The sequence below is a fragment of the Skermania sp. ID1734 genome (genome assembly GCF_007489285.1).
In the GTDB taxonomy this organism is placed as follows: domain Bacteria; phylum Actinomycetota; class Actinomycetes; order Mycobacteriales; family Mycobacteriaceae; genus ID1734.
The window spans coordinates 114,042-134,532 of record NZ_VLIY01000008.1 but is presented as its reverse complement, the minus strand read 5'-3'; the positions used below and the strand labels follow the sequence as shown (position 1 = coordinate 134,532).

At 65.2% G+C, this 20,491-nt stretch carries 20 protein-coding genes; 15 read left to right on the top strand and 5 right to left on the bottom strand.

Features of this window, described 5'->3' with window-relative positions; all coding sequences use genetic code 11:
* Positions 1–4 precede the first annotated feature (4 nt).
* Positions 5–970: a glycosyltransferase gene (locus FOS14_RS11955; protein ID WP_185981737.1), complete on the top strand. Its 966-nt coding sequence runs from the start codon at positions 5–7 to the stop codon at positions 968–970.
* Positions 971–990: 20 nt separating this feature from the next.
* Entirely contained in the window at positions 991–2,229 is a 1,239-nt protein-coding gene (locus FOS14_RS11950) for a glycosyltransferase (protein WP_143770976.1), read from the top strand.
* Here FOS14_RS11950 and FOS14_RS11945 read toward each other — a convergent pair.
* A complete protein-coding gene (locus FOS14_RS11945; RefSeq protein WP_143770782.1) occupies positions 2,216–3,085 on the bottom strand; it encodes a glycosyltransferase family 2 protein in 870 nt (289 codons plus the stop codon). The two genes, FOS14_RS11950 and FOS14_RS11945, sit on opposite strands and share 14 nt — an antisense overlap.
* 294 nt (positions 3,086–3,379) lie before the next feature.
* Here FOS14_RS11945 and FOS14_RS11940 point away from each other — a divergent pair, with 294 nt between their 5' ends.
* From FOS14_RS11940 to FOS14_RS11910, 7 genes are all read left to right on the top strand, one after another.
* Positions 3,380–4,498: a glutamate--cysteine ligase gene (locus FOS14_RS11940; RefSeq protein ID WP_255450264.1), complete on the top strand. Its 1,119-nt coding sequence runs from the start codon at positions 3,380–3,382 to the stop codon at positions 4,496–4,498.
* 74 nt (positions 4,499–4,572) lie between these two features.
* Positions 4,573–4,935 carry a hypothetical protein gene (locus FOS14_RS25495; RefSeq protein WP_370512216.1) on the top strand — a complete coding sequence of 121 codons (363 nt, stop codon included), beginning with the start codon at positions 4,573–4,575 and terminating at the stop codon, positions 4,933–4,935.
* Between the two features lie 13 nt (positions 4,936–4,948).
* Positions 4,949–5,449, top strand: a complete 501-nt coding sequence (locus tag FOS14_RS11930; protein WP_143770778.1) for a hemerythrin domain-containing protein — start codon at positions 4,949–4,951, stop codon at positions 5,447–5,449.
* 45 nt (positions 5,450–5,494) lie between these two features.
* The gene (locus FOS14_RS11925) at positions 5,495–6,037 is read left to right on the top strand and encodes a hypothetical protein (protein ID WP_143770776.1); all 543 of its coding nucleotides are present in this window, start codon (positions 5,495–5,497) and stop codon (positions 6,035–6,037) included.
* A gap of 30 nt (positions 6,038–6,067) precedes the next feature.
* Positions 6,068–7,123: a glucose 1-dehydrogenase gene (locus FOS14_RS11920; RefSeq protein WP_143770774.1), complete on the top strand. Its 1,056-nt coding sequence runs from the start codon at positions 6,068–6,070 to the stop codon at positions 7,121–7,123.
* A gap of 49 nt (positions 7,124–7,172) precedes the next feature.
* A complete protein-coding gene (locus tag FOS14_RS11915) occupies positions 7,173–8,990 on the top strand; it encodes a glycoside hydrolase family 15 protein (protein ID WP_143770772.1) in 1,818 nt (605 codons plus the stop codon).
* A gap of 53 nt (positions 8,991–9,043) precedes the next feature.
* On the top strand, positions 9,044–9,346 hold the full coding sequence (locus tag FOS14_RS11910) for a PH domain-containing protein (RefSeq protein ID WP_221936700.1): 303 nt from the start codon (positions 9,044–9,046) through the stop codon (positions 9,344–9,346).
* Here FOS14_RS11910 and FOS14_RS11905 read toward each other — a convergent pair.
* Complete coding sequence (locus FOS14_RS11905; protein WP_143770768.1) at positions 9,343–9,717, bottom strand: nuclear transport factor 2 family protein; 375 nt, start codon at positions 9,715–9,717, stop codon at positions 9,343–9,345. The genes FOS14_RS11910 and FOS14_RS11905 overlap by 4 nt on opposite strands.
* A gap of 408 nt (positions 9,718–10,125) precedes the next feature.
* Here FOS14_RS11905 and FOS14_RS11900 point away from each other — a divergent pair, with 408 nt between their 5' ends.
* The gene (locus FOS14_RS11900) at positions 10,126–11,136 is read left to right on the top strand and encodes an RNA polymerase subunit sigma-70 (RefSeq protein WP_143770766.1); all 1,011 of its coding nucleotides are present in this window, start codon (positions 10,126–10,128) and stop codon (positions 11,134–11,136) included.
* On the opposite strand, the gene rfaE2 is transcribed toward FOS14_RS11900, so the two are convergent.
* Positions 11,063–12,682 (bottom strand): D-glycero-beta-D-manno-heptose 1-phosphate adenylyltransferase, encoded by a 1,620-nt coding sequence (gene rfaE2, locus FOS14_RS11895; RefSeq protein WP_255450263.1) that lies wholly within the window; start codon positions 12,680–12,682, stop codon positions 11,063–11,065. The two genes, FOS14_RS11900 and rfaE2, sit on opposite strands and share 74 nt — an antisense overlap.
* A gap of 20 nt (positions 12,683–12,702) precedes the next feature.
* On the opposite strand from rfaE2, the gene FOS14_RS11890 reads away from it, so the two are divergent.
* The 5 genes from FOS14_RS11890 to FOS14_RS11875 all read left to right on the top strand — a co-directional run bounded on the left by FOS14_RS11890 (position 12,703) and on the right by FOS14_RS11875 (position 18,260).
* Positions 12,703–13,824, top strand: coding sequence for a glycosyltransferase family 9 protein (locus tag FOS14_RS11890; protein ID WP_143770764.1), 1,122 nt, complete (start codon positions 12,703–12,705; stop codon positions 13,822–13,824).
* Between the two features lie 29 nt (positions 13,825–13,853).
* Positions 13,854–14,738, top strand: a complete 885-nt coding sequence (locus FOS14_RS11885; protein ID WP_143770762.1) for a class II glutamine amidotransferase — start codon at positions 13,854–13,856, stop codon at positions 14,736–14,738.
* A gap of 9 nt (positions 14,739–14,747) precedes the next feature.
* A complete protein-coding gene (locus FOS14_RS11880) occupies positions 14,748–16,157 on the top strand; it encodes a glutamate decarboxylase (protein ID WP_143770760.1) in 1,410 nt (469 codons plus the stop codon).
* A gap of 92 nt (positions 16,158–16,249) precedes the next feature.
* Positions 16,250–16,405, top strand: coding sequence for a DUF6131 family protein (locus tag FOS14_RS24735; RefSeq protein ID WP_185981736.1), 156 nt, complete (start codon positions 16,250–16,252; stop codon positions 16,403–16,405).
* Positions 16,406–16,469: 64 nt separating this feature from the next.
* Positions 16,470–18,260: a glycoside hydrolase family 15 protein gene (locus FOS14_RS11875; protein WP_255450262.1), complete on the top strand. Its 1,791-nt coding sequence runs from the start codon at positions 16,470–16,472 to the stop codon at positions 18,258–18,260.
* A gap of 12 nt (positions 18,261–18,272) precedes the next feature.
* Here the strand turns inward: FOS14_RS11875 and FOS14_RS11870 are convergent, their stop codons facing one another.
* Both FOS14_RS11870 and FOS14_RS11865 read right to left on the bottom strand, forming a co-directional pair.
* Complete coding sequence (locus tag FOS14_RS11870; protein ID WP_143770758.1) at positions 18,273–19,154, bottom strand: Abi-alpha family protein; 882 nt, start codon at positions 19,152–19,154, stop codon at positions 18,273–18,275.
* A gap of 43 nt (positions 19,155–19,197) precedes the next feature.
* The gene (locus tag FOS14_RS11865; protein ID WP_143770756.1) at positions 19,198–20,475 is read right to left on the bottom strand and encodes a DUF445 domain-containing protein; all 1,278 of its coding nucleotides are present in this window, start codon (positions 20,473–20,475) and stop codon (positions 19,198–19,200) included.
* Positions 20,476–20,491 lie beyond the last annotated feature (16 nt).

The following is a 20,491-nucleotide window of genomic DNA, read 5'->3' as shown; positions in this document are numbered from 1 at the left end:
ATTCATGACTTCCACCGGCTGCTTGAATGTCCTCGTCTGGCACGTACACGGCTCGTGGATGACCTCTTTCGTGCACGGTCGGCATCGCTATCTGATTCCCAAGTTGGATGCGGGCGCCCCGTGGGGACTTGGCCGCGCGGGCCGGCCATGGCCGTCCAACGCGATCGAGGTGACACCGCCGGACCTGGCGGACATGAAAGTCGATGTTGTCGTGCTGCAACGGATCGAGGAGATCGACCTGGTCACCGAATGGCTGGGTAGGCGGCCCGGTCGCGGCATTCCGGCTGTCTTCGTGGAACACAACGCACCGCGCGAGCATGCCGCCGCTACCCGTCATCCGCTCAGCGACCGGACCGATATTCCGCTGATTCACGTCACTCATTTCAATCAGCTGATGTGGGACAACGGCCGCTGTCCCACGGTGGTGATCGAGCACGGCGTCGTCGATCCGGGCCATCGCTACACCGGCGAGTTCGAGCGGGCGGCCACCATGATCAACGAGCCGATCCGGCGGGCACGGGTGACCGGGTCCGATCTGCTGCCGACACTGTCGGCGGCGGCGCCGATCGACGTGTACGGCATCGGCACCTCGCAGTTCGCGGTGACGGACCGGGTCGTGGGCCGCGGCGACCTACCGACTCAACGGCTCCACGGCGAGGTGGCCCGCCGGCGGGTGTACGTCCACACGGCCCGGTGGACATCACTTGGCCTGTCGTTGATCGAGGCGATGTATCTGGGTATGCCCGTGGTGGCCGTGGCTTCGACCGCTGCGCCGACCACGGTTGTCGAAGAGGCGGGCGTGGTTTCGGCCGATCCCGAGGTCCTCGCCGCTGCCATCCGGCGTTACGTCGCCGAACCGGGGTTGGCCGCCATAGCTGGCAAATCTGCCCGTGCGGCCGCGCACACCAAGTTCGGGCTCGAAAAGTTTCTGCACAAATGGGACCGCATCCTCGAGGAGGCAGTCCGGTGACTCGAGACATGGGGTTGGGGATGAAGATAGCAATGATTTCCGAGCATGCGAGCCCGCTTGCGGCGCTCGGGGGTGTCGATGCCGGAGGCCAGAACGTGCACGTCGCCGAGTTGTCGGCCGCGCTGGCCCGCCGCGGCCACGACGTCGTGGTATACACCCGCCGCGATGATCCCGACCTGCCCGAGGAAGTGGAAACCGAGCAGGGCTACACCGTCGTGCACGTGCCCGCTGGGCCCGCTCGGTATCTACCCAAAGACCTGATGCTGGAGTACATGGGCGATTTCGGCAGTTACCTGCTGGACCGGTGGTCGGAAGAGCGGCCCGATGTCGCGCACGCACACTTCTGGATGTCCGGTCTCGCAACTCAATTGGCGGCCCGGCCGCGCTCGATCGCGATGATCCAGACCTTCCATGCCCTCGGCGTGGTGAAGCGGCGCTATCAGGGCTCGGCCGACACCAGCCCGCCGGACCGGATTCGTTTGGAACGGCTGATCGCCCGGGGAGCGACTCGCATCGCCGCGACCTGTTCCGACGAGGTCTTCGAACTGGCCCGGATGGGCGTGCCGCGCAGCAGGACATCCGTCGTGCCGTGCGGCGTGGACGTACAAAAATTCACCCCGGCCGATGAACCGGAGCGGCCGGTCAGCAAGGACCTGCACCGGTTGGTGTCGGTGGGCCGGCTGGTGCCGCGCAAGGGATTCGACATCGGCATCGCCGCGCTGGCCAAGCTCCCGGACACCGAACTGGTCATCGCTGGCGGCCCGCCGGCGGGCGGCTTGGAAGACGACGCGGAAGCCCGGCGCCTCAGGATGGTCGCCGAGCGGTTCGGCGTACAAGATCGAGTGCGCATGCTCGGGCAGGTACCGCACGACGAGATGCCTGCCCTGCTGCGTTCGGCTGATGCGGTGCTGTGCACGCCGTGGTACGAGCCGTTCGGGATCGTGCCACTCGAAGCAATGGCCTGCGGCCGTCCGGTCATCGCGAGCGCAGTCGGCGGCATGCTGGACACCGTCGTCGATGGGGTCACCGGTTGCCTGGTGCCGCCGCGTAATCCCGACCGGGTTGCCGATGCGGTTCGCGGGTTGTTCGCCGATAGCTCGCGCCGGATCGGATTCGGTATCGCCGGATATGACCGGGCAAAGTCGCGGTACTCCTGGGACCGCGTGGCACTCGACACGGTCCGCGTCTACAAGCGCGCGCTTCCCGCCGCGATGTTCGAAGATCCGAAGCGGTCGCATATCGGCGTCAACGAACGCTAGCGTCCTCGAGCAGCCGGATTTGTTGTTCCACGGCACGCGGCAATCTGTGCCGCTCGCGCCTGATGATGTCCGCGTCACGAGCCAGTTCCAGCACAGTCGAATACCCCGCTTGTCGGGCGATGCCTAGGGCCGTGCGCCAGGGTCGGCGGATGAGCGCGACCAGCACGGCGTTGCGTTGTTCGCGCTGGCGCCGTGCGGCGCTCGGGTCGCGTCGCTTCGACGGGTGATGGAAGGCAACGACTTCCGGGACAAAACACGCGTCCCAGTTGCGGGCTTGCAGGTCGTAGGCGAGCAGCGACTCCTCGCCGTAGATATGCAGGATCGGATGAAACCCGCCGACCTCGAGGAACGCGTTCCGTCGCACGATCGCCGCGCATGCGATGAAACCGAGCACCGAGCGACCCGGGCAGTCGCTGCGCTGCTCGAGCGGGCTGTGCGCAAGAGCGCCGTTGATGGGGTCGGCGGTACCGCCGGGCATCATCACCAATTCGGCGGCGAGCAGACCTAGCCGCGGATGGTCGTCGAAAATCTTTGCGGCGCGTGCGAATGCGTCGGCCGCCCACCAGGAATCATCGTCGCAGAAGGCCGCGTACGGCGTTTTCGCGAGCGCGACCCCGATGTTTCGCGCCGCCGCGCCGGCGTTGAGCGGTAACCGAACCAGACGCACCATATCCGGTGTTGCGCTGATCCGCTCGCGCACAACAGCCGCTGTGTCGTCCTCGGAAGCGTTGTCCACGACGATGATCGGCGCCTGTGGCGCATCTCGACGGAGCCGATCGAGGGTAGCGGCCAGTTCGGGTGCGCGGTTGCGGGTCGCCACCACCGCGGTCACCGCTGCGCTGCTCGCCGTCGTCATTGGGTTGGCGCCGGACTCCGAATGAACCGGTGATCATGAGCGCAGAAGGTGACGGCAGAACAGAAAGCGAGCGCGTCGGCTGGCGACTCAACCGACACGCTCTGAACCATCCCGAAACCCGGGCGCCGGGACAGTCTGCTCATGGTGTTACCTCCGGAGCCGATCGCAAAACTTTCGTGGTCTCATTGCGATCACGCGGTCGTCGTACGCGGTGGTTATTGCCGCCGATCGTGGTCCTAAACGCCTGGTTTTCGGTGCGGCGGTGGCGGGTATTTCGCGTCGATGGTGTCTTCGGTGTTGGCGACGGCTGCGCCGGCGTATGGCACGGTCCCGACAATCGGCATGGAAGAGGAATTCTTGCTTGTCGACAAGGAAACCGGCGCGCCGGTGCCCATCAACGCCGCAGTGGCCGACGCCGCATCCAAACGTCAGATCGATCTTCAGCTCGAATTGACAAGCTGCCAGGTCGAAACCGCGACCGCGCCGGTTGATACCGCGACACAACTGCTCGACGAACTGCGCCGGCTACGCCGGACTGTCAACGAATGCGCCGCCGAACACTCGGCTTTACTACTGGCAGTGGGAGTTCCACCGGCAACCCCTAACGGGTTCCCGATCACCGACACTGCGCGCTACCGGATGATCGGTGAAAAATTCGGCATGATCGCGCACGAGCAGGGCATCTGTGGCGCGCACGTGCACGTGTCCGTTCCCGATCAGGATGTGGCGGTGCAGGCGTGCAACTGGATGCGGCCGTGGCTGCCGCTGCTGCTGGCGCTCACCGCGAACTCACCGATCTACCGACGGGCTGAAACCGGTTACCTGAGCTGGCGATCGGTGCTGTGGCGGCGCTGGCCGAGCGCCGGGCCGCCACCGTATCTGGAGGACGTCGCTGCCTACGACAAGGCCGTCGAGTTGCTGCTGGCCGCCGGTGCGATCCTCGACGAAGGAATGGTCTATTGGGACGTTCGGCCCTCGAAGAAGTTCCCCACCGTGGAAGTAAGGGTCAGCGACATCCCGGCTACTGCAACGGAATCCGTCCTGCTCGCGGTGCTGGTGCGGGCGATCGTGATGATGTCGGTCGAAGAAGACCGTGCGGGTCACCGGGCACCCCGGGTGGATCCGGAGGAGCTGCGGGCGGCGTATTGGAAGGCCGCGCGCGACGGCCTGGGCGGTGAATTTCTCGACGTGCTCAGCCACGAAATAGTGTCCGGGCGAGCGCACCTGGACCGGCTGATCACCTATGTCCGGCCGGCGTTGGAGGCGGCCAAGGACTGGGATCGCGCGCGAGCGTTACTCGATGACGTCTGCGCCCAGGGCAACGGTGCCGCACGCCAACTCGCGGTGTTCCGCCGCAATCGCGATGCCCGCGAGGTCATCGCTGAAGCAGCCCGCGCAACCGTGCAGCCGTAGTGCACTGCGGTGTTCATCCGCTCGACAACTGGGTACCCGGAGGCGATGGAGCTGTCAGAGGAAGCGAGGTAACAGTGTCTACTCCGCACGACATCCCCAACAAAACTCCGCGCAAGTCACGCGCCACCCAGCGCGTCCGCGACAGTGCGCCGAGCGACCGCACGCAGACCCCGGACCACTCCCGAACGTTTCGCACCCATGCGGGCGAAGGTATCGCCGATTCCCGAAACATTCCGGCCTACCTGCTGCTGCTGATCGCGTTTGTGTTGCTGGCCGTCACCCTTACGGTCCTCGGGTACGGGTTCACCGGATGGGCCATGATCGCCGGCCCCATCTGCGCCGTCTGCTTCATCGTTGGCTTCACGTGGATTGTCCTCGAACGCCGACGGGTAAAGCACATGGAGGGTAAGCGGTTGGCTGACCCAGAGGGTCACTAGCAAGGAGAGGTGCATGTCGACGGACGCGATTGTCCTGCTGAAAGACGACCACAAGGAAATTCGCCGACTCTTCCGGGAGTTCGGCAAGGCAGGCCCGGACGCGAAGAAAGAAAAGCAGCGTCTGGTAGATCAGATCATCAAGGCGTTGACCGTCCACACCTATCTGGAAAACGAGTGCATGTACCCGCGGGTGCGCGAGCTGGTCCCGGAGATCACCGACGACATCCTGGAGTCGCTCGAGGAGCACCACGTCGCCGACCTGCTCGTCATGGAGTTAGCGACGATGAACGCCGGTGATGAACGCTTCGACGCCAAGACCACGGTGCTGATCGAAAACGTGACCCACCATATCGAGGAGGAAGAGGACGAGTGGTTCCCGAAGGTCCGGGAACGACTCGGCCGCAAGCAACTTCAGGAGATCGGCGCGGAATTGCTCGAACTGCGCAAGAAGGCTCCGACCTCACCAGTGCAGCCGTCGGCGCTGAAGAAGGCAGTGGACGCAGTGCTGTCCTGAGCCTCCACTGTTTCGTTTGGCTAAGTGCAGGGGTATACGGCCGGCGTGAGAGCGCTATCAACCATTCTCCCGACGGGTACCGTGGTTTGTGTCGGTGCATTGGCGGTCACCGCGGGTTGCTCCACCGGGCCCGACACTCACCCCTCCGGCCAGGACTCCATCGTCACCGGTGCGGGGGCGACAGTCGGCACCATCGAGTTGCGCAACGTTCTCGTCGTCCCGGCGACCGCAGAAGACTGCACCATCCAGCGTGATGGTCCAGCTCATCTGCGCTTCACCGCGGTGAATGAGAGCAAGACCGAAAACGACCGGCTCGTCGCTATCTCGACCGCCGCCGGCAGTTCGGTTCGAATCGATGCATCGCCGCAGACGTTGGTGATCGAACCAGGGACGGCTGTTGCCGCCGGGCAACCGATTGAGCAACCTGCCGATTCGCCTGCACCGGATGATCCCTTCTCCGTCACGATCGAGCACCTCGCAGACACCGTGCGGCCCGGGCTTCCGATGCCCGTGACGTTCACGTTCGAACATGCCGGTAAGGCAACCGTAAGGGCGCCACTGGACTCTTGCCAACAACAGTCGCGGTAACCCACCGCGCCCAACGATACGGAGGTAGGCGTGCGAGCGCTGACCGTCATCCCGAACCAGACTGGCAGCCTTGAAGTTTCCGACCTCCCCGAACCGCAGCCCAAGGCCAACGAGCTCCTCGTAGAGGGCATTGCCATGGGCGTGTGCGGCACCGACAAGGAGATCGTTCGCGGCGAATACGGCTGGGCTCCACCGGGTTCGGAACGACTTGTCATCGGGCACGAGTCGCTGGGACGAGTCCGGTCGGCGCCGTCCGGCAGCCAGTTCAAGGCCGGCGATCTGGTGGTGGGCGTTGTGCGCCGGCCCGATCCGGTGCCGTGTGGGGCGTGCGCGCACGGTCAGTTCGATATGTGCCGCAACGGGCGTTATCGCGAACGCGGCATCAAGGAACTGAACGGATACGGCAGCCAACTGTGGTGCGTGGAAACCGATTACGCTGTGCGGCTCGACCCGAGCCTGGCCGAGGTCGGTGTGCTGCTCGAGCCGACTACCGTCGTGACCAAGGCCTGGGAGCAGGTGCGAAAAGTCGGTGAACGGGCATGGTTCGAACCGCGGTCGGTGCTGGTGACCGGGGCGGGACCGATCGGACTGCTTGCCGCCCTGCTGGGCGTGCAGCAGGGACTCGACGTCCATGTGCTCGATCGGGTAACCGACGGACCCAAGCCGGATTTGGTCTCGGACCTCGGTGCCACCTACCACCACGACGACGTTTCGACGGTCGTGGGCAAGCTGCAACCGAACATCGTGATCGAAGCGACCGGTGCCGGCCCAGTGGTGTTCGGAGTGCTGGAAAACACCGGTTCCTATGCCATCACCTGCCTCACCGGCGTGTCCCCGACCGGGCGCACGCTGTCTATTGACGCAGGCTCGATCAATCGCGACATCGTGCTGGAAAACGACGCCATTATCGGATCCGTCAACGCGAACCTGCAGCACTACCGCGACGGCGCAAAGTCGCTCGCCGCGGCAGACGCCGACTGGTTGAACTCGCTCATCACCCGTCGAGTCCCGATCGAACACGCGGCCGACGCGTTCCAATCCGCACCCGACGACGTCAAGGTGATAATTACGCTCGACCGCGCTTAATCCAACCTGAGCGGAATCCAACCTGCGGTCGTCGAGCGAGGGGTTTGACATGGTGGCGGACAAGATCGAGGACTACGCGCTGATCGGTGACCTGCATACCGGGGCACTGGTCGGGCGTGACGGCAGCATCGACTGGCTGTGCCTGCCCCGCTTCGATTCCCCGGCCTGCTTTGCGGCGCTACTGGACGACGAGTCGGCCGGCCACTGGCGCATAGCGCCGGTGGGCGCGGGAAACTCGACCCGGCGCCGCTACCGGGAAGACACCCTCATCATGGAAAGCGAATGGGACGTCGACGGCGGACAGGTGCGAGTCATCGACTGCATGCCGCCGCGGCGGGAAGCCGCCGACGTGGTTCGGATCGTCGAGGGCATCTCCGGGCGCGTACGGATGAAGATGCAGTTGCGCATTCGCTTCGACTACGGCCACGTGGTGCCGTGGGTGCGCCACGACAACGGTGGCGTGGTTGCCATCGCCGGGCCCGACACCTTATATCTCACCACGCCCGTCGAGTTACACGGCGAGCACATGGAAACCTTCGCCGAGTTCGAAGTCGAAGCGGGCCAGAAGGTTCCGTTCGTGCTGACCCATGCATCCTCACATGTCAAGCGGCCCAAGCACCTTCATCCCGATCGAGCGGTGACCGAGACAGCGGACTTCTGGCGGGAATGGATCAATCAGTGCACGTATCGCGGTAAATGGAACGAGGAGGTTCGCCGCGCGCTGATCTTCCTGAAGGCACTGACCTACCAGCCGACCGGCGGAATCACCGCGGCCGCTACCACGTCGCTGCCGGAACAGCTTGGCGGCGTCCGCAACTGGGACTACCGCTATTGCTGGCTGCGCGACGCGACCTTCACGCTGCAGGCGCTGCTCGGCACGGGATTCATCGAAGAGGCTCAAGCGTGGCGAGAGTGGCTGGTGCGCGCGGTCGCGGGCGACCCGGCGAAGCTGCAAATCATGTACGGCCTCGACGGAACCCGTCGACTGCCGGAGCAGGAGCTTGACTGGCTGTCGGGCTTTCACGGCTCCACGCCGGTGCGGATCGGCAACGAGGCCGCCGGCCAGTTCCAGTTGGACGTGTACGGAGAGGTGCTCGACGGGTTACACCTCGCACGCAACGCCGGCCTGCCGGTCGAACACAATGCGTGGGATGTGCAGCGGGCGTTGCTGGACTTCCTCGAAGGCCACTGGGATCAACCGGATGCGAGTCTGTGGGAAATCCGCGGCGAGAACAGGCATTTCGTGCACTCGAAGGTCATGGCGTGGGCGGGCGTGGACCGCGCGGTGCACACCGTCGAATCACACGGCCTCGACGGGCCGATCGATCGGTGGCGGAAGTTGCGCGACCGTATCCATGAGGACGTCTGCACCAACGGATTCGACGCCGAGCGAGGCACCTTCACGCAGTTCTACGGCTCCAAGGGCCTCGACGCCGCGCTGCTGTTGATCCCCCGCGTCGGCTTCTTGCCATGGTCGGACAAGCGGGTGATCGGAACGGTCGACGCCGTGCAGAAGGATCTCTGCGAGGACGGTTTCCTCATGCGCTACCGCCCCGACGCGGACGGCGGTGTCGACGGTCTGCCCGGCACCGAGGGCGCGTTCCTCGCCTGTACGTTCTGGCTCGCGGACGCACTGGCCGGAATCGGCCGGACCGACGAGTCACAAGAAGTCTTCGAGCGTTTGCTCAGTCTGCGCAACGACGTGGGGATGCTCAGCGAAGAGTACGACACGAAAAACAAAGTGCACCTGGGCAATACTCCCCAGGCGTTCAGCATGGTCGGACTGGTCAACACGGCCCGCCAGCTCGGCGGGTCGCTGACGACGACGTCCGCAACCAGCGAGGACCAGAACTTCCACAGCGATTAGGATGAAAGATGTACCACGACAAGTGGATAGCGTGCACTGCCGACGGAATAAGCGTGCGCGGATACTATTTCCCGTGGGGTACCAAACACATTCCGTACGCCGATATCAAGTCGGTTCGCCGTGTCCAGCTGAGCGCCGCGCGCGGTAAGGGACGCATCTGGGGCACGTCCAATCCGCGGTACTGGGCGCATCTGGATCCACGCAGACCGCGTAAATCGGTTGGCCTGATTCTCGATCTCGGTCGGTGGGTGCGCCCGTTGCTCACTCCGGACGACGCCGACGCCGTCGAAGCGGCCATTCGGGCGCACACCACGCTGACTCCGAGCACCGAGGGCGGCCGCGGGCCGATCATCTAGTTCGCGGCTTGTTGCCTGGCCGCCTGGAACGGCGCACGATCGAAGATGAACCGGTCGTGCGTGATCTTTCCGTCGCGGACCGTCAGGCACTCCGCGGCCGGCGCGCTGGCGACCGGAACCGTCTCGGTGTCGTACATGATCAGCGCTGTGTCCTCGTCGCCGTACGCGGCGATGAGTTCAGCGCGCCGCAGGATCTGGGTGAACGGCGCCATGAAGCCGTGGAACGCGGCGGCACCCTCGAGCCGTCCGGCGGGGGCCTCACAAACGATGTCGTCGGCAATGTAGGTCATCGCCTTGTCGAGGTCCCCGGCGGTCCACGCGTGGTAGTAGTCGAGCGCGACCTGCAACGCGGGGCTGGTGGTGGTGTTCATGGTGACCTCCGGAGTAGGTAGTGGGGTGTTGGTTGCTACTTGTTAAGACACCGGCGGGAGCGCAAACGGAACGGTGCGCCGAAAAGAAAGTCACTCGAGCGCGAGGCCCGAGGCCGAGGCCGAGGCCGCACACGGTGTGTACAAAGTGTGTACACCTCGGCACCGAACCACCCCACCGCAGGTGTGTACACGGGTGTGTATACCTCGGCACCGAACCGCCCCACCGCAGGTGTGTACACGGGTGTGTATACCTCGGCACCGAACTACCCCACCGCAGGTGTGTACACGGGTGTGTACACTTCGGCACCGAACCACCCGGCGCCAGGTGTGGATACGAGTGTGTATACCTCGGCACCGAACCACCCGGCGCCAGGTGTGGATACCCCGCACCGTGGCACCATCGATACCGTGCAGACCGACTTGCTCGACCGCGCTCGCTCCGGCGACGAGCAGGCCTTCGCCGAGTTGACGGCCGGTTACCGGCGCGAGTTGCACGTGCACTGTTACCGGATGCTCGGCTCCTTCACCGACGCAGAGGACCTGCTACAGGAGACGCTGCTCGCCGCGTGGCAGGGATTGCCACGATACGAGCAGCGGGCGTCATTGCGGTCGTGGCTGTACCGCATCGCCACCAATCGGTGCCTCAATGCGCTGCGCTCCGGTCGCCGTCGACCGCCGGAGCCCACCCCACCGTTCGATCCGCCCGAGCCCACCAGCCGCGACGCGCTGACCTGGCTGCAGCCCTATCCGGACGCGTTGCTCGACGAAATCACCGATCCCGCGCCGGGTCCCGAGGCGCGCTACGAGAGCCACGCCGCCATCGAGCTGGCCTTCATCACCGCATTGCAGCACCTGCCGCCCCGGCAAACGGCGGCGCTCGTGCTGCGTGACGTGCTCGGCTACTCGACCAACGAGGTTGCAGCGATGCTCGACACCACACCGACCGCAGTCAAGGGCGCGCTGCAACGCGCCCGCAACACACTTGCCCAGCACAAGCCCGAAATGCACGGTGGCATCGACAGATCCGCCGACGCCGAGATCGCCCGCCGGTTCGCGGACGCCTACGCCGCCGCCGACATCGATGCCGCCGTCGAACTGCTCACCGACGACGCTTGGTTGACGATGCCGCCGGCGCCGCACCGCTACGACGGGATCGCGGCCATTCGGGAATTCTGGTCGGCCGCGTTGGCCTACCGTGCGCGGGACCGAATTCGCATCATTCTCTTGCCTACCCAGGCGAACAACCTCCCCGCACTCGCGGCCTATCAGGCCGGCGTGGACGACGAGTTCGCCAGCCCGGCAGGGATATTCGTGCTAACCCCGAGCAGGGGACAGATCGGCGCCGTCACCCGGTTCCATACCCCGCCGGATCTGTACCCACATTTCGGGCTGCCACTGCGGGTTCGCGCTGCGACCTGATCCGTTTGATCAGCGTGGACGTCGACCGGTCCGGTACGTAACTGAGCATCCGCACCTGTCCCCCGTAGCTGCGCACTATGGCTGTCTCGCTGAGCATTTCGGGCCGATAGTCGCCACCCTTCACGTAAATGTCTGGCTGGAGTGCGCGGATCACGTCTGCGGGCGTATCGCCGCCGAACACTGTCACGTAATCGATGCAGCTGATCGCAGCGAGCACCGCTGCCCGGTCGGCGACCGGATTGACCGGTCGATCCGCGCCCTTCAGCGCGCGCACGCTCGCATCGTCGTTCACCGCGACAATGAGCACGTCGCCAATGGATTTCGCCTCGTTGAGGTAGGCCACGTGTCCCCGGTGCAGCACGTCGAAGCAGCCGTTGGTGAACACGATTCGGTGCCCGAGCCGGCGGTGCTGCGCAACCGTCTCGACCAGCTCATCGATGCCGACCACCCGCTCGTCCTGGCCAGAAAGTCGTTGCAGCAGCTCAGCTTGCGTGCAGACCGCCGTCCCCGGCCGGTGGGTGACCACGTCGGCCGCGAGCTGTCCGATCTCAGCAGCGGCCGGCCAGCTCAGACCAGCCGCGGCCGCGATGGTGCTCGCCGCGGCGAAGGTATCTCCCGCACCCGCCGCGTGTTCGTTGGGCGCCGGGCGCGCCCAGGTCTGATGGATCGGCTCGTCCCCGCTCAGCACGATGGCGCCGTCGCGGTCGAGCGTCACCACGGCAGTAGTGGCGCCGGTGACGTCCAGCAACTCGCGGCGCCGCTGGTCGAACTGCGCGGCGCGCCCCGAATCTTCCTGCGCTGCTCGTACACCGAGCAACGCCGCGGCCTCGGCGGCATTGGGCAGCACCACGTCTGGGCAGGCCGACGACCACGGCCGCAGGTCATGCGCATCGACGGCCAACAGTCCGATCCGGGGCCGCAGCCGGGCGATCTCCGCGCGGAGCGCCGGACTCACGACGGAAAGGCCGTAGTCACATACGAGCACGGCATCGCAGCGCTGCCCAGTGACCGCCGCCCGCAGGCGCTCGAGCAGCTCGACCTCCGGCACCGCCCGCTGCGGCGCGCCCTCGTCGATCCGAACCAGCAACCGCCCGTCGGACAGCACCCGCGACTTGGTGGGCGTCGTCGCGGTCGGCAACCGGAGCACGTGGCGGCAATCAACGCCGTGCTGGCCCAGCACCGCGAGCAGTCTTTCCCCGGCGCCATCGGCACCTACCGCGGTCACGATCGACGTTCCAGCACCGAGTGCTGCCAGATTGGCGGCAGTGTTCGCGGCAGCTCCCGCGGCCACCGTGCGACTGGTGACGTCAAGCACCGGCGCCGGCCCTTCGCGGCACAGCCGGTCACAGCCGCCGGAAATCCATTCGTCGAGGACCACGTCGCCGACCACCACCACGTGCACCGCCGCTGCCAGCACCTCGGCAACTCGTTGGCCACTCAGCGAGATCTCGTCCGCGCCGCCGCCCACATTCATCACCTTCTTTGTGTCGCTTTCCGACGAGCACTTCCCGTTGAGCGGCGCGGCAAACGAGTTTGGCGAAAGCACTCGCGGCAATACGCCACACCGTGACCCTCTTCGACACCGACGCCTGCGCAATCGGGCCGGTCTGCGACAAATTCCCCGACGTCGGGGCGATCACCGTCGTGCGCGGTGGCGGCATCGGCGACGTGCTTTCCGCCGAGCCGGCGCTGGCTGCGCTGGCGGCCGCCTACCCTGGCGCGCAGATCACGCTGATGTGCGAACCGGGGACCGTCGCGCTGTTTCGCGGCCGAATGCGACCGGTGCACCGGGTGGTCGGGCTGCCTGCGGCCCGCGGCGTCTACGAACCCCCGGGCCAGACGATTCCCGATGACGTTCCACGCAGCCAACTGCCCACCGAGCCCATCGATCTGGGCGTGCAAGTGCACGGCGGCGGTAGATGGTCCAACCGTTTTCTCAACCGAATGAACCCGGTCTACACGGTCGGCACCAAGACCCCCGACGCGGAAGCGCTCACCCGCTGGCTGGCTTACCGACGCGATCAGCATGAGGTGCTGCGCTGGCTGGAGGTAGCGGGCCTGGCCGGTGCGCCGCCGGTGCGGCTGCAGCCACGAATGTGGCTGGCACCGAACGACTATGACGAGGCGCAGCCCGTACTGCGTTGGTGCGAAGAGAAACTGGTAGTACTGCACCCCGGCGCCCGCGACCCGCGCCGGCGGTGGCCGCCGCAGTGTTTTGCCGACGTCGCAAGCCGGTTGGTACGCGACGGTTACCGGGTGGCCGTGATCGGCGCGCCGACTGAGCAACCACTCGTCGACGAGGTCGTCAACCGCACCGGCGATCTGCTTCCCGCGGTGCTGCGCGGCTACATTCGCGGTTTCACCGGTCTTGGCTACGCCGGGATGTGCGGAGCCCTCGCGGCGGCCGCGGTGGTACTGGCCAATGACAGCGGGCCGCGCCATGTGGCCCGCGCGTTCGGCACGCCCACGGTCGGCATCTTCTGGATCGTCAACATGCTCACCGTCGGCCCGCTGGGAAGGTTTGTGGACCGGGCGCGGATCAGTTGGCGCACAGACTGTCCGGTTTGCGGGACATGCGCCGATCCCGACGCCGCGCAACCGTGCTCGCACAGCGCGTCCTTCGTATCCGACATCGACCCAGTCGACGTATACCGGGACGCGACCGAGTTGCTGACCGGTCACGGATAGTTTGCGGGCAATTGTGGTAAGCCTGCAGCATGTGTCGGCTCTTCGGTATGTCCGCGGCACCGCAGCGGGTCCATGCCACATTTTGGTTATTGGAAGCACCGGACAGCCTGGCCGAGCAAAGCCGTCGTGAACCCGACGGCACCGGGTTGGGCACCTTCGCGCCCGACGGGTCCCCGCGGGTGGAAAAGCAACCGATCGCGGCCTACCAGGACATGCGGTTCGCGCGCGAAGCCAAGGAGCGCGAGTCGACCACCTTCATCGCCCATGTTCGCTACGCGTCGACCGGCGGGCTGAACCCGCGCAACACTCATCCGTTCTGCCAGCACGGCCGGTTGTTCGCCCACAACGGCGTGGTGGAGGGGCTCGACCGGCTCGACGCCGAGCTCGGTGACTACCGCAGCCTGGTCGACGGCGACACCGATTCCGAGCGGGTCTTCGCGCTGATCACCCAGCGCACCGACCGCCATGACGGCGACGTGGGGGCGGGCATTGCCGATGCAGTGCAATGGATTTCGGAGAACCTGCCCGTGTTCGCGGTCAACCTGGTGCTGACTACGTCGACCGACCTCTGGGCCTTACGCTATCCGGACACGCACGAGTTGAACGTGCTCGAGCGGGCGGCAGGTGGGGTGCGCGGCGGCCGTCATCTCGACCAGGCCAGCCCCGCCGGTACTGTCCGCACCCGCAGCGCCGAACTGGCCCGCCATCCGGCCGTGGTGGTCGCGAGCGAGCAAATGGACGAAGACCCTCGTTGGCGCCCTTTGCAATCCGGTGAGTTACTGCACGTCGACGGCCAGTTGAATGTCACGTCGAGGGTGATTCTCGACCGACCGCCGGCACACCTGCTGACGCTCGACCAGCTCGGCGAAAAAGCCGCTGCATCACAAAGAAACCAGCGATCCGCACACACCTGAGGACGGACCATGCCCTTGCCGCATCACACGCACACCGACTCCGTCGACCGCACCGACCTGTCGCTCAACCCGATCTTCGCCCGCGAGCCAGGAAACGTGCCGCGCAACCGACTTCCAGAATCCGAACTGGCCCCTGAGGTCGCCTACCAATTGGTGCACGACGAGTTGATGCTCGACGGGAACGCGCGGTTGAACCTGGCCACGTTCGTCACCACCTGGATGTCGCCGCAAGCGCGGACGCTCATGACCGAATGCTTCGACAAGAACATGATCGACAAGGACGAGTACCCGCGCACCGCCGATCTCGAACAACGGTGCGTGCGCATTCTCGCCGACCTGTGGCACGCCGAGGATCCCGACGATCCGGCCGGTTGCTCGACCACCGGGTCGAGCGAGGCCTGCATGCTGGCCGGGCTCGCTCTCAAACGCCGTTGGCAGCAAAACAATCCGAATGGGTCTCGGCCGAACATCGTGATGGGCATCAACGTTCAGGTGTGCTGGGACAAGTTCGCCAACTATTTCGAGGTGGAACCACGGCTGGTGCCGATGGACGGTGAGCGGTTCCACTTGACGGCGGAGGAAGCCGTCAAATACTGCGACGAAAACACGATCGGCGTGGTCGCCATCATGGGCAGCACCTTCGACGGCAGCTACGAGCCCGTCGCCGAGATCTGCGCGGCGCTGGACCAATTGCAACAGGACCACGGCTGGGACATTCCGGTGCATGTCGACGGCGCCTCCGGCGCGATGATCGCGCCTTTCCTCGACCGCGACCTCGTCTGGGACTTCCGGCTGCCTCGGGTCGCGTCGATCAATACCTCCGGACACAAGTACGGATTGGTCTATCCCGGCGTGGGCTGGGTGGTGTGGCGCAACAAGAGTGCGCTCCCAGAAGAACTGGTATTCAAGGTCAACTACCTCGGCGGCGAGATGCCCACCTTTGCGCTCAACTTCTCCCGGCCCGGCGCCCAGGTGGCTGCCCAGTACTACAACTTCGTCCGACTCGGTCGGGCCGGCTACGAGCGCGTCCAGCAGTACAGCCGGGAGGTCGCCTCCGACCTGGCCCGGCGCATCAAAGAACTGGGCCCGTTCCGGTTGCTCACCGACGGCACCCAGCTCCCGGTGTTCGCGTGCGCGCTCGAGGATGCCGAAACCGGCTACTCCGTGTACGACGTCTCGGCGGCGCTGCGGGAAGACGGATGGCTGGTACCGGCGTACAGCTTCCCGAAGAACCGGGAAGACTTGTCGGTTTTGAGAATCGTGGTGCGCAACGGATTTTCACACGATATGGCGGACCTGCTCATCAACGATCTCGAGCGCGCCCTCCCCCGCCTGCAACGCCAGTCCAGCCCCCAGCGCGGCACGGAATCCGCATCCTTCGCGCACGGCACCGACTCGCACAGCAAGCGCAGCGGGTGAGCCGTATCGCCCAATTGTGGCGTTTATCACTGAGGCGATTTGGGAATTAGGGTTACGCGGGGCGCCCGCGCGGACCGGACTAAGGAGTCCCCATGATTGTCCTCGGCATCATCTTGCTCATCTTAGGCTTCCTCTTCAAGATCTCGATCTTGTGGACGATCGGGATCATCATCTTGGTCATCGGCGCCATCCTCTGGCTGCTCGGCTACCTCGGCCACGCTGTCGGCGGCCGACGGCATTATTACTGATGCGAGCGAAACATGTAGGGGCGTATACAAAACCGAAATGACGATTCTGCGGAGGTGATGTCGAGTGGCCCGGCGCGCGGCCTCACAACCCAGCAACCGGGTCTTCCATCCCCATTCCTTGCGGGAGTACGCCCTCATCGCCGACGGTGAGCGCGGGGCGCTGGTCGGGCCTACCGGCAACATCTCCTGGATGTGCGCACCGAACTGGCACTCGCCCGGTGTCTTCTCGACGCTCATCGGCGGCGACGGCTTTTTCGTCTTGCGTCCCACCGCATCTCGGTTCGTGTGGGGCGGTCGCTACGAAGATGGCTCACTCATCTGGCACAACCGCTGGGTGAGCGACGACGCGATCGTCGAGACGCGGGAAGCGTTGGCCCTGCCGGGTGATCCGCATACTGCGGTGATTCTGCGGCGGGTGATGCCGGTCAACGGCGACGCCCACGTCCTGGCTGAGCTGGACGTCCGCGCGGACTTCGGTCGTTACCGAATGACCAGGCCACACAACAACAACGGCGTGTGGAGGATGCGCTCGGGGCCGTTGTACATCCGGCTGTCCGGGGCGGCGGACGCGCGCATCGAGGATGACGGAGCGTTGCAGGTCGAGATCGACGTGGCCGAGGGCGATCATCACGACCTCGTGCTCGAGATTTCCGATCATGCCCTCACCGAACCGCCCGTCGATCCTGTCGCCGCGTGGGAGGCCACCGCCCACACCTGGCGTAAGTCGGTTCCGCTGATGAGAAACACACTGGCGGACCGTGACTCGGCGCACTCCTACGCCGTGCTGCGCGGGTTGACCAAGCTCGGTGGTGGCATGGTGGCCGCTCCCACCATGGCCCTTCCCGAACGTGCGCACCGTGACCGCAACTACGACTACCGCTTCTCCTGGATCCGCGATCAGTGCTACGCCGGCATCGCCGTAGCGGCTACCGGTGGGCATCCGCTCCTCGACGATGCGCTGCGGTTCGTTTCCGAACGCATCCTCACCGACGGACCTGATCTCAAGCCGGCCTACACCACGTCGGGCGATCCCGTGCCCGACGAGGAGCACCTCGAGCTGCCGGGCTATCCGGGCGGGCGGCCCAAGACCGGCAACTGGGTGAACAAGCAGTTCCAACTCGATGTCTTCGGGGATGCGCTGCTGCTCTTCGCGGAAGGCGCCCGCCTCGACCGGCTCGATGTAGTCCAATGGCACGCCGTGGAGGCGACCGTGTCGGCCATCGAGAAGCGTTGGCAGGAACCAGATGCCGGCATTTGGGAAATCGACAACGCCAAGTGGGCACACTCCCGCCTGAATTGCGCGGCCGGGCTGCGCGCGGTGGGCGCGGTCGCACCGGCACCACAAGCCGCGGTCTGGAATCACCTGGCCGATGTCATCGTCGCCGACACGTCCAGCGAGTGCCTGCACAGCACGGGGCGCTGGCAGCGCGCACCCGACGACACCCGGGTGGACGCGGCGCTGCTCATCCCACTGGTCCGCGGCGCGGTCGCGGAAAACGATCCGCGGACACTGGCCACCCTGGACGCCGTTCGTCGCGAATTGTGCGCGGACGGTTATGTTTACCGCTTCCGGCAAGACCCGCGGCCGCTGTCGGACGCAGAGGGCGCCTTCCTGCTGTGCGGATACGTCATGGCGTGGGCGACCCATCAGCAGGGCAACGATGTCGAGGCGTTACGCCTGTTCGAGCGCAACCGCGCCGCGTGTGGGCCGCCCGGGCTGTTCACCGAGGAGTACGACGTGGATCAGCGCCAGATGCGCGGCAACGTCCCGCAAGCCTTCGTGCATGCGGTGATGCTGGAATCGGCGCATCGGCTCGCCGATCTGGACCCGGCCGACAAGGAAACCGCGTCCTGAACGTCGCTTCGGTCACTCGGGTTCGGGCGGCAGGTCGTGGCTCATGTCGACTTCCGGCTCACCGCGTTGCTCGGCAATCGTGAAGGTATGGGTGTCGGGATGGGCATAGTCCCACAGCGACTTGCCCCGTTGGCTGATCGAGACCGTATGTTTCTCGATCTGCGTCGCCTTCAAGCGGAGCTTGTTGGTCACTCCGGCCGCCTCGGATTTCGCGTCCGCTTCGGCCTCTTCGATTTCTGGATAGGTTTGCAGGATCTCGTACTGTTCGCGCAGCGACTCGTCCTCCGGGCCGGTCTCGACCAGTCCCAGATCCAACAGATGCTCGATATAGTCGGGCACCGCCTCGGGACAGCGCACCCCCACTTCGCTACCGACCGAGGAAAAGTAATGACCCACCAGGTGATCGGCTGACCCGCCGAGCGTGCCGACGCCCACATTGATCAGCGCCCGCGGCTTGCCATCGGACAGACCGTGCAGAATGCGCGCCTCATCGGGAACCAGCTGCAGCAACAAGCGCTTGTAGTTCGCCTCCTTGGCCTGGCCCGGGCTCTGCCGAATCGACCGATCGAGGAGTTCCTGCACGATCGAGCGGACCGAGGCATGGGCGTCGGGCGGCGCGGTGAAGGCCTCGTCGCCGTGGCTTTCCCCCGGATAGATCTCCGACTCGGGCCGATCTTCCGCGCCGACGTCGAGAACCTGGCGGAGCACTTCCTCGGTGATCGCGATCGGCCGCCGCAACAGACCGAACGGCACCAACCTGCCTGCGAACTCCAGGCTTTCGACAGGCATGTATCGCAGCCTGGTCGAGGTGTATCCGAGGCGGCGGACGATATCTTGGGCGAACACCTTGATCGGTACCGGCTGCAATTCATGCGGCCCGCTGACTCGGTCCATGGTCAGTTCCTCTCGATTGTCGGCGTCGCCATTCCTCCGGCTGCTATTCGCAACGCAGCGACAAGCAACTGATGTCGGCGACTTCGAGCACCACGTCCTGCAACAGCCCGGCCACGGCACCGAGGATGGCGCCGGTGGAAATCAGTGTCCACTCGTCCTGGTGGAAGGCCGGACGCAAAATCCCTTCGAATTCTTCCGGCGGCAATTCGGCCAGGCGGGTGGCGAATGTCTTGCGAATGTCGAGGGTTTCTTCGATGTAATCCTCGGCCCCGCGCATCGCCTTGGGCAACTTCACCATGGTGCGCTCGGCCATCAACGTCTTGACCTTGTCGAAATTGGCCTGGCCGACCATCACCTTGACCGCGGGCGCCGCCATGCCGAGTTCGTCCTCGATCATGTTCCCGATGTGTTTTTCGACGATCAAAAAGAATCGGTCCGACTTCGGGCCGAGCATGATCGTTTCGATCACCGCCTCGGCAGTAATGACCTTGTCGGCGACAATGTTGGCCAACTCCTCGGACACTTCCTGCTGATATTTCAGAAACAGTCCCTGCCAGGTGATGAGGCCGAAATACTTTTTGGGCCGCTTCGGCTCGAACAGCAGAAATTTGATGCAGAACCAGTCTGTCAAGAAACCATTGAGCGCACCCATGACCGGGTTGATCAGCGGTATATGCGTGACCAGATAGAGCACCATCTGGATCACGCCGATCCCGAGACCGGCAAAACCGCCGAACCCGCGGATGAACCGCCACTCCTGCTTGCCGGCCTTACGGAAAATCCGCTGCAGCAACCGCTTGTCGTACACCAACTTGCGCGTGGTCAGCGCCTTCAAGTCGAGAATCTCCTCGACGTTGTTGCCCACGTCGGCCATCACATCGCGGATTGCCTCCGGCGCGCGCTCGCGGATCCGGGCAAGCAGCCGATCCTTTACCGGCCCCGGCATATTCGCCCATGCCTCCGGCGCCATCGTCGCGGCCACTTCCTGAGAGATCGCGTCGATCTGCGTCATCAACGGCTCCCGAATTTCCTCCACCAGCCGGTCCGGCTTTATCCGCGACCACACCTCCTCCGGAGTGAGGAGGTCACCGACGATCTTGTTGGTGGCCACACTGGTCATGTGGGCCGCGCGCATCGGAATGATGCCCTGCCAACCCAACGGGATTGGGCCCAAGTGGACGCCGAAGTAATCGATCGGCTTGAACATCATCTCGATCGCGACGACCTTGGTGAGGTAGCCGATCAGACCGGCGATGACGATGACCGACAGGTATGGGAGCCAGCGCCAGTCGTTGATGAACTCTTCGAAAATCGCGTGCATGCGCGCCCCCCACCAG

Bases quoted from the DNA above. Each gene is read 5' to 3' on its own strand.
- FOS14_RS11955 (WP_185981737.1), top strand. From the start codon at position 5: ATGACTTCCACCGGCTGCTTGAATGTCCTCGTCTGGCACGTACACGGC.
- FOS14_RS11950 (WP_143770976.1), top strand. From the start codon at position 991: ATGAAGATAGCAATGATTTCCGAGCATGCGAGCCCGCTTGCGGCGCTC.
- FOS14_RS11945 (WP_143770782.1), bottom strand. From the start codon at position 3,085: ATGACGACGGCGAGCAGCGCAGCGGTGACCGCGGTGGTGGCGACCCGC.
- FOS14_RS11930 (WP_143770778.1), top strand. From the start codon at position 4,949: ATGTCGACGGACGCGATTGTCCTGCTGAAAGACGACCACAAGGAAATT.
- FOS14_RS11915 (WP_143770772.1), top strand. From the start codon at position 7,173: ATGGTGGCGGACAAGATCGAGGACTACGCGCTGATCGGTGACCTGCAT.
- FOS14_RS11905 (WP_143770768.1), bottom strand. From the start codon at position 9,717: ATGAACACCACCACCAGCCCCGCGTTGCAGGTCGCGCTCGACTACTAC.
- FOS14_RS11885 (WP_143770762.1), top strand. From the start codon at position 13,854: ATGTGTCGGCTCTTCGGTATGTCCGCGGCACCGCAGCGGGTCCATGCC.
- FOS14_RS11880 (WP_143770760.1), top strand. From the start codon at position 14,748: ATGCCCTTGCCGCATCACACGCACACCGACTCCGTCGACCGCACCGAC.
- FOS14_RS24735 (WP_185981736.1), top strand. From the start codon at position 16,250: ATGATTGTCCTCGGCATCATCTTGCTCATCTTAGGCTTCCTCTTCAAG.
- FOS14_RS11870 (WP_143770758.1), bottom strand. From the start codon at position 19,154: ATGGACCGAGTCAGCGGGCCGCATGAATTGCAGCCGGTACCGATCAAG.
- FOS14_RS11865 (WP_143770756.1), bottom strand. From the start codon at position 20,475: ATGCACGCGATTTTCGAAGAGTTCATCAACGACTGGCGCTGGCTCCCA.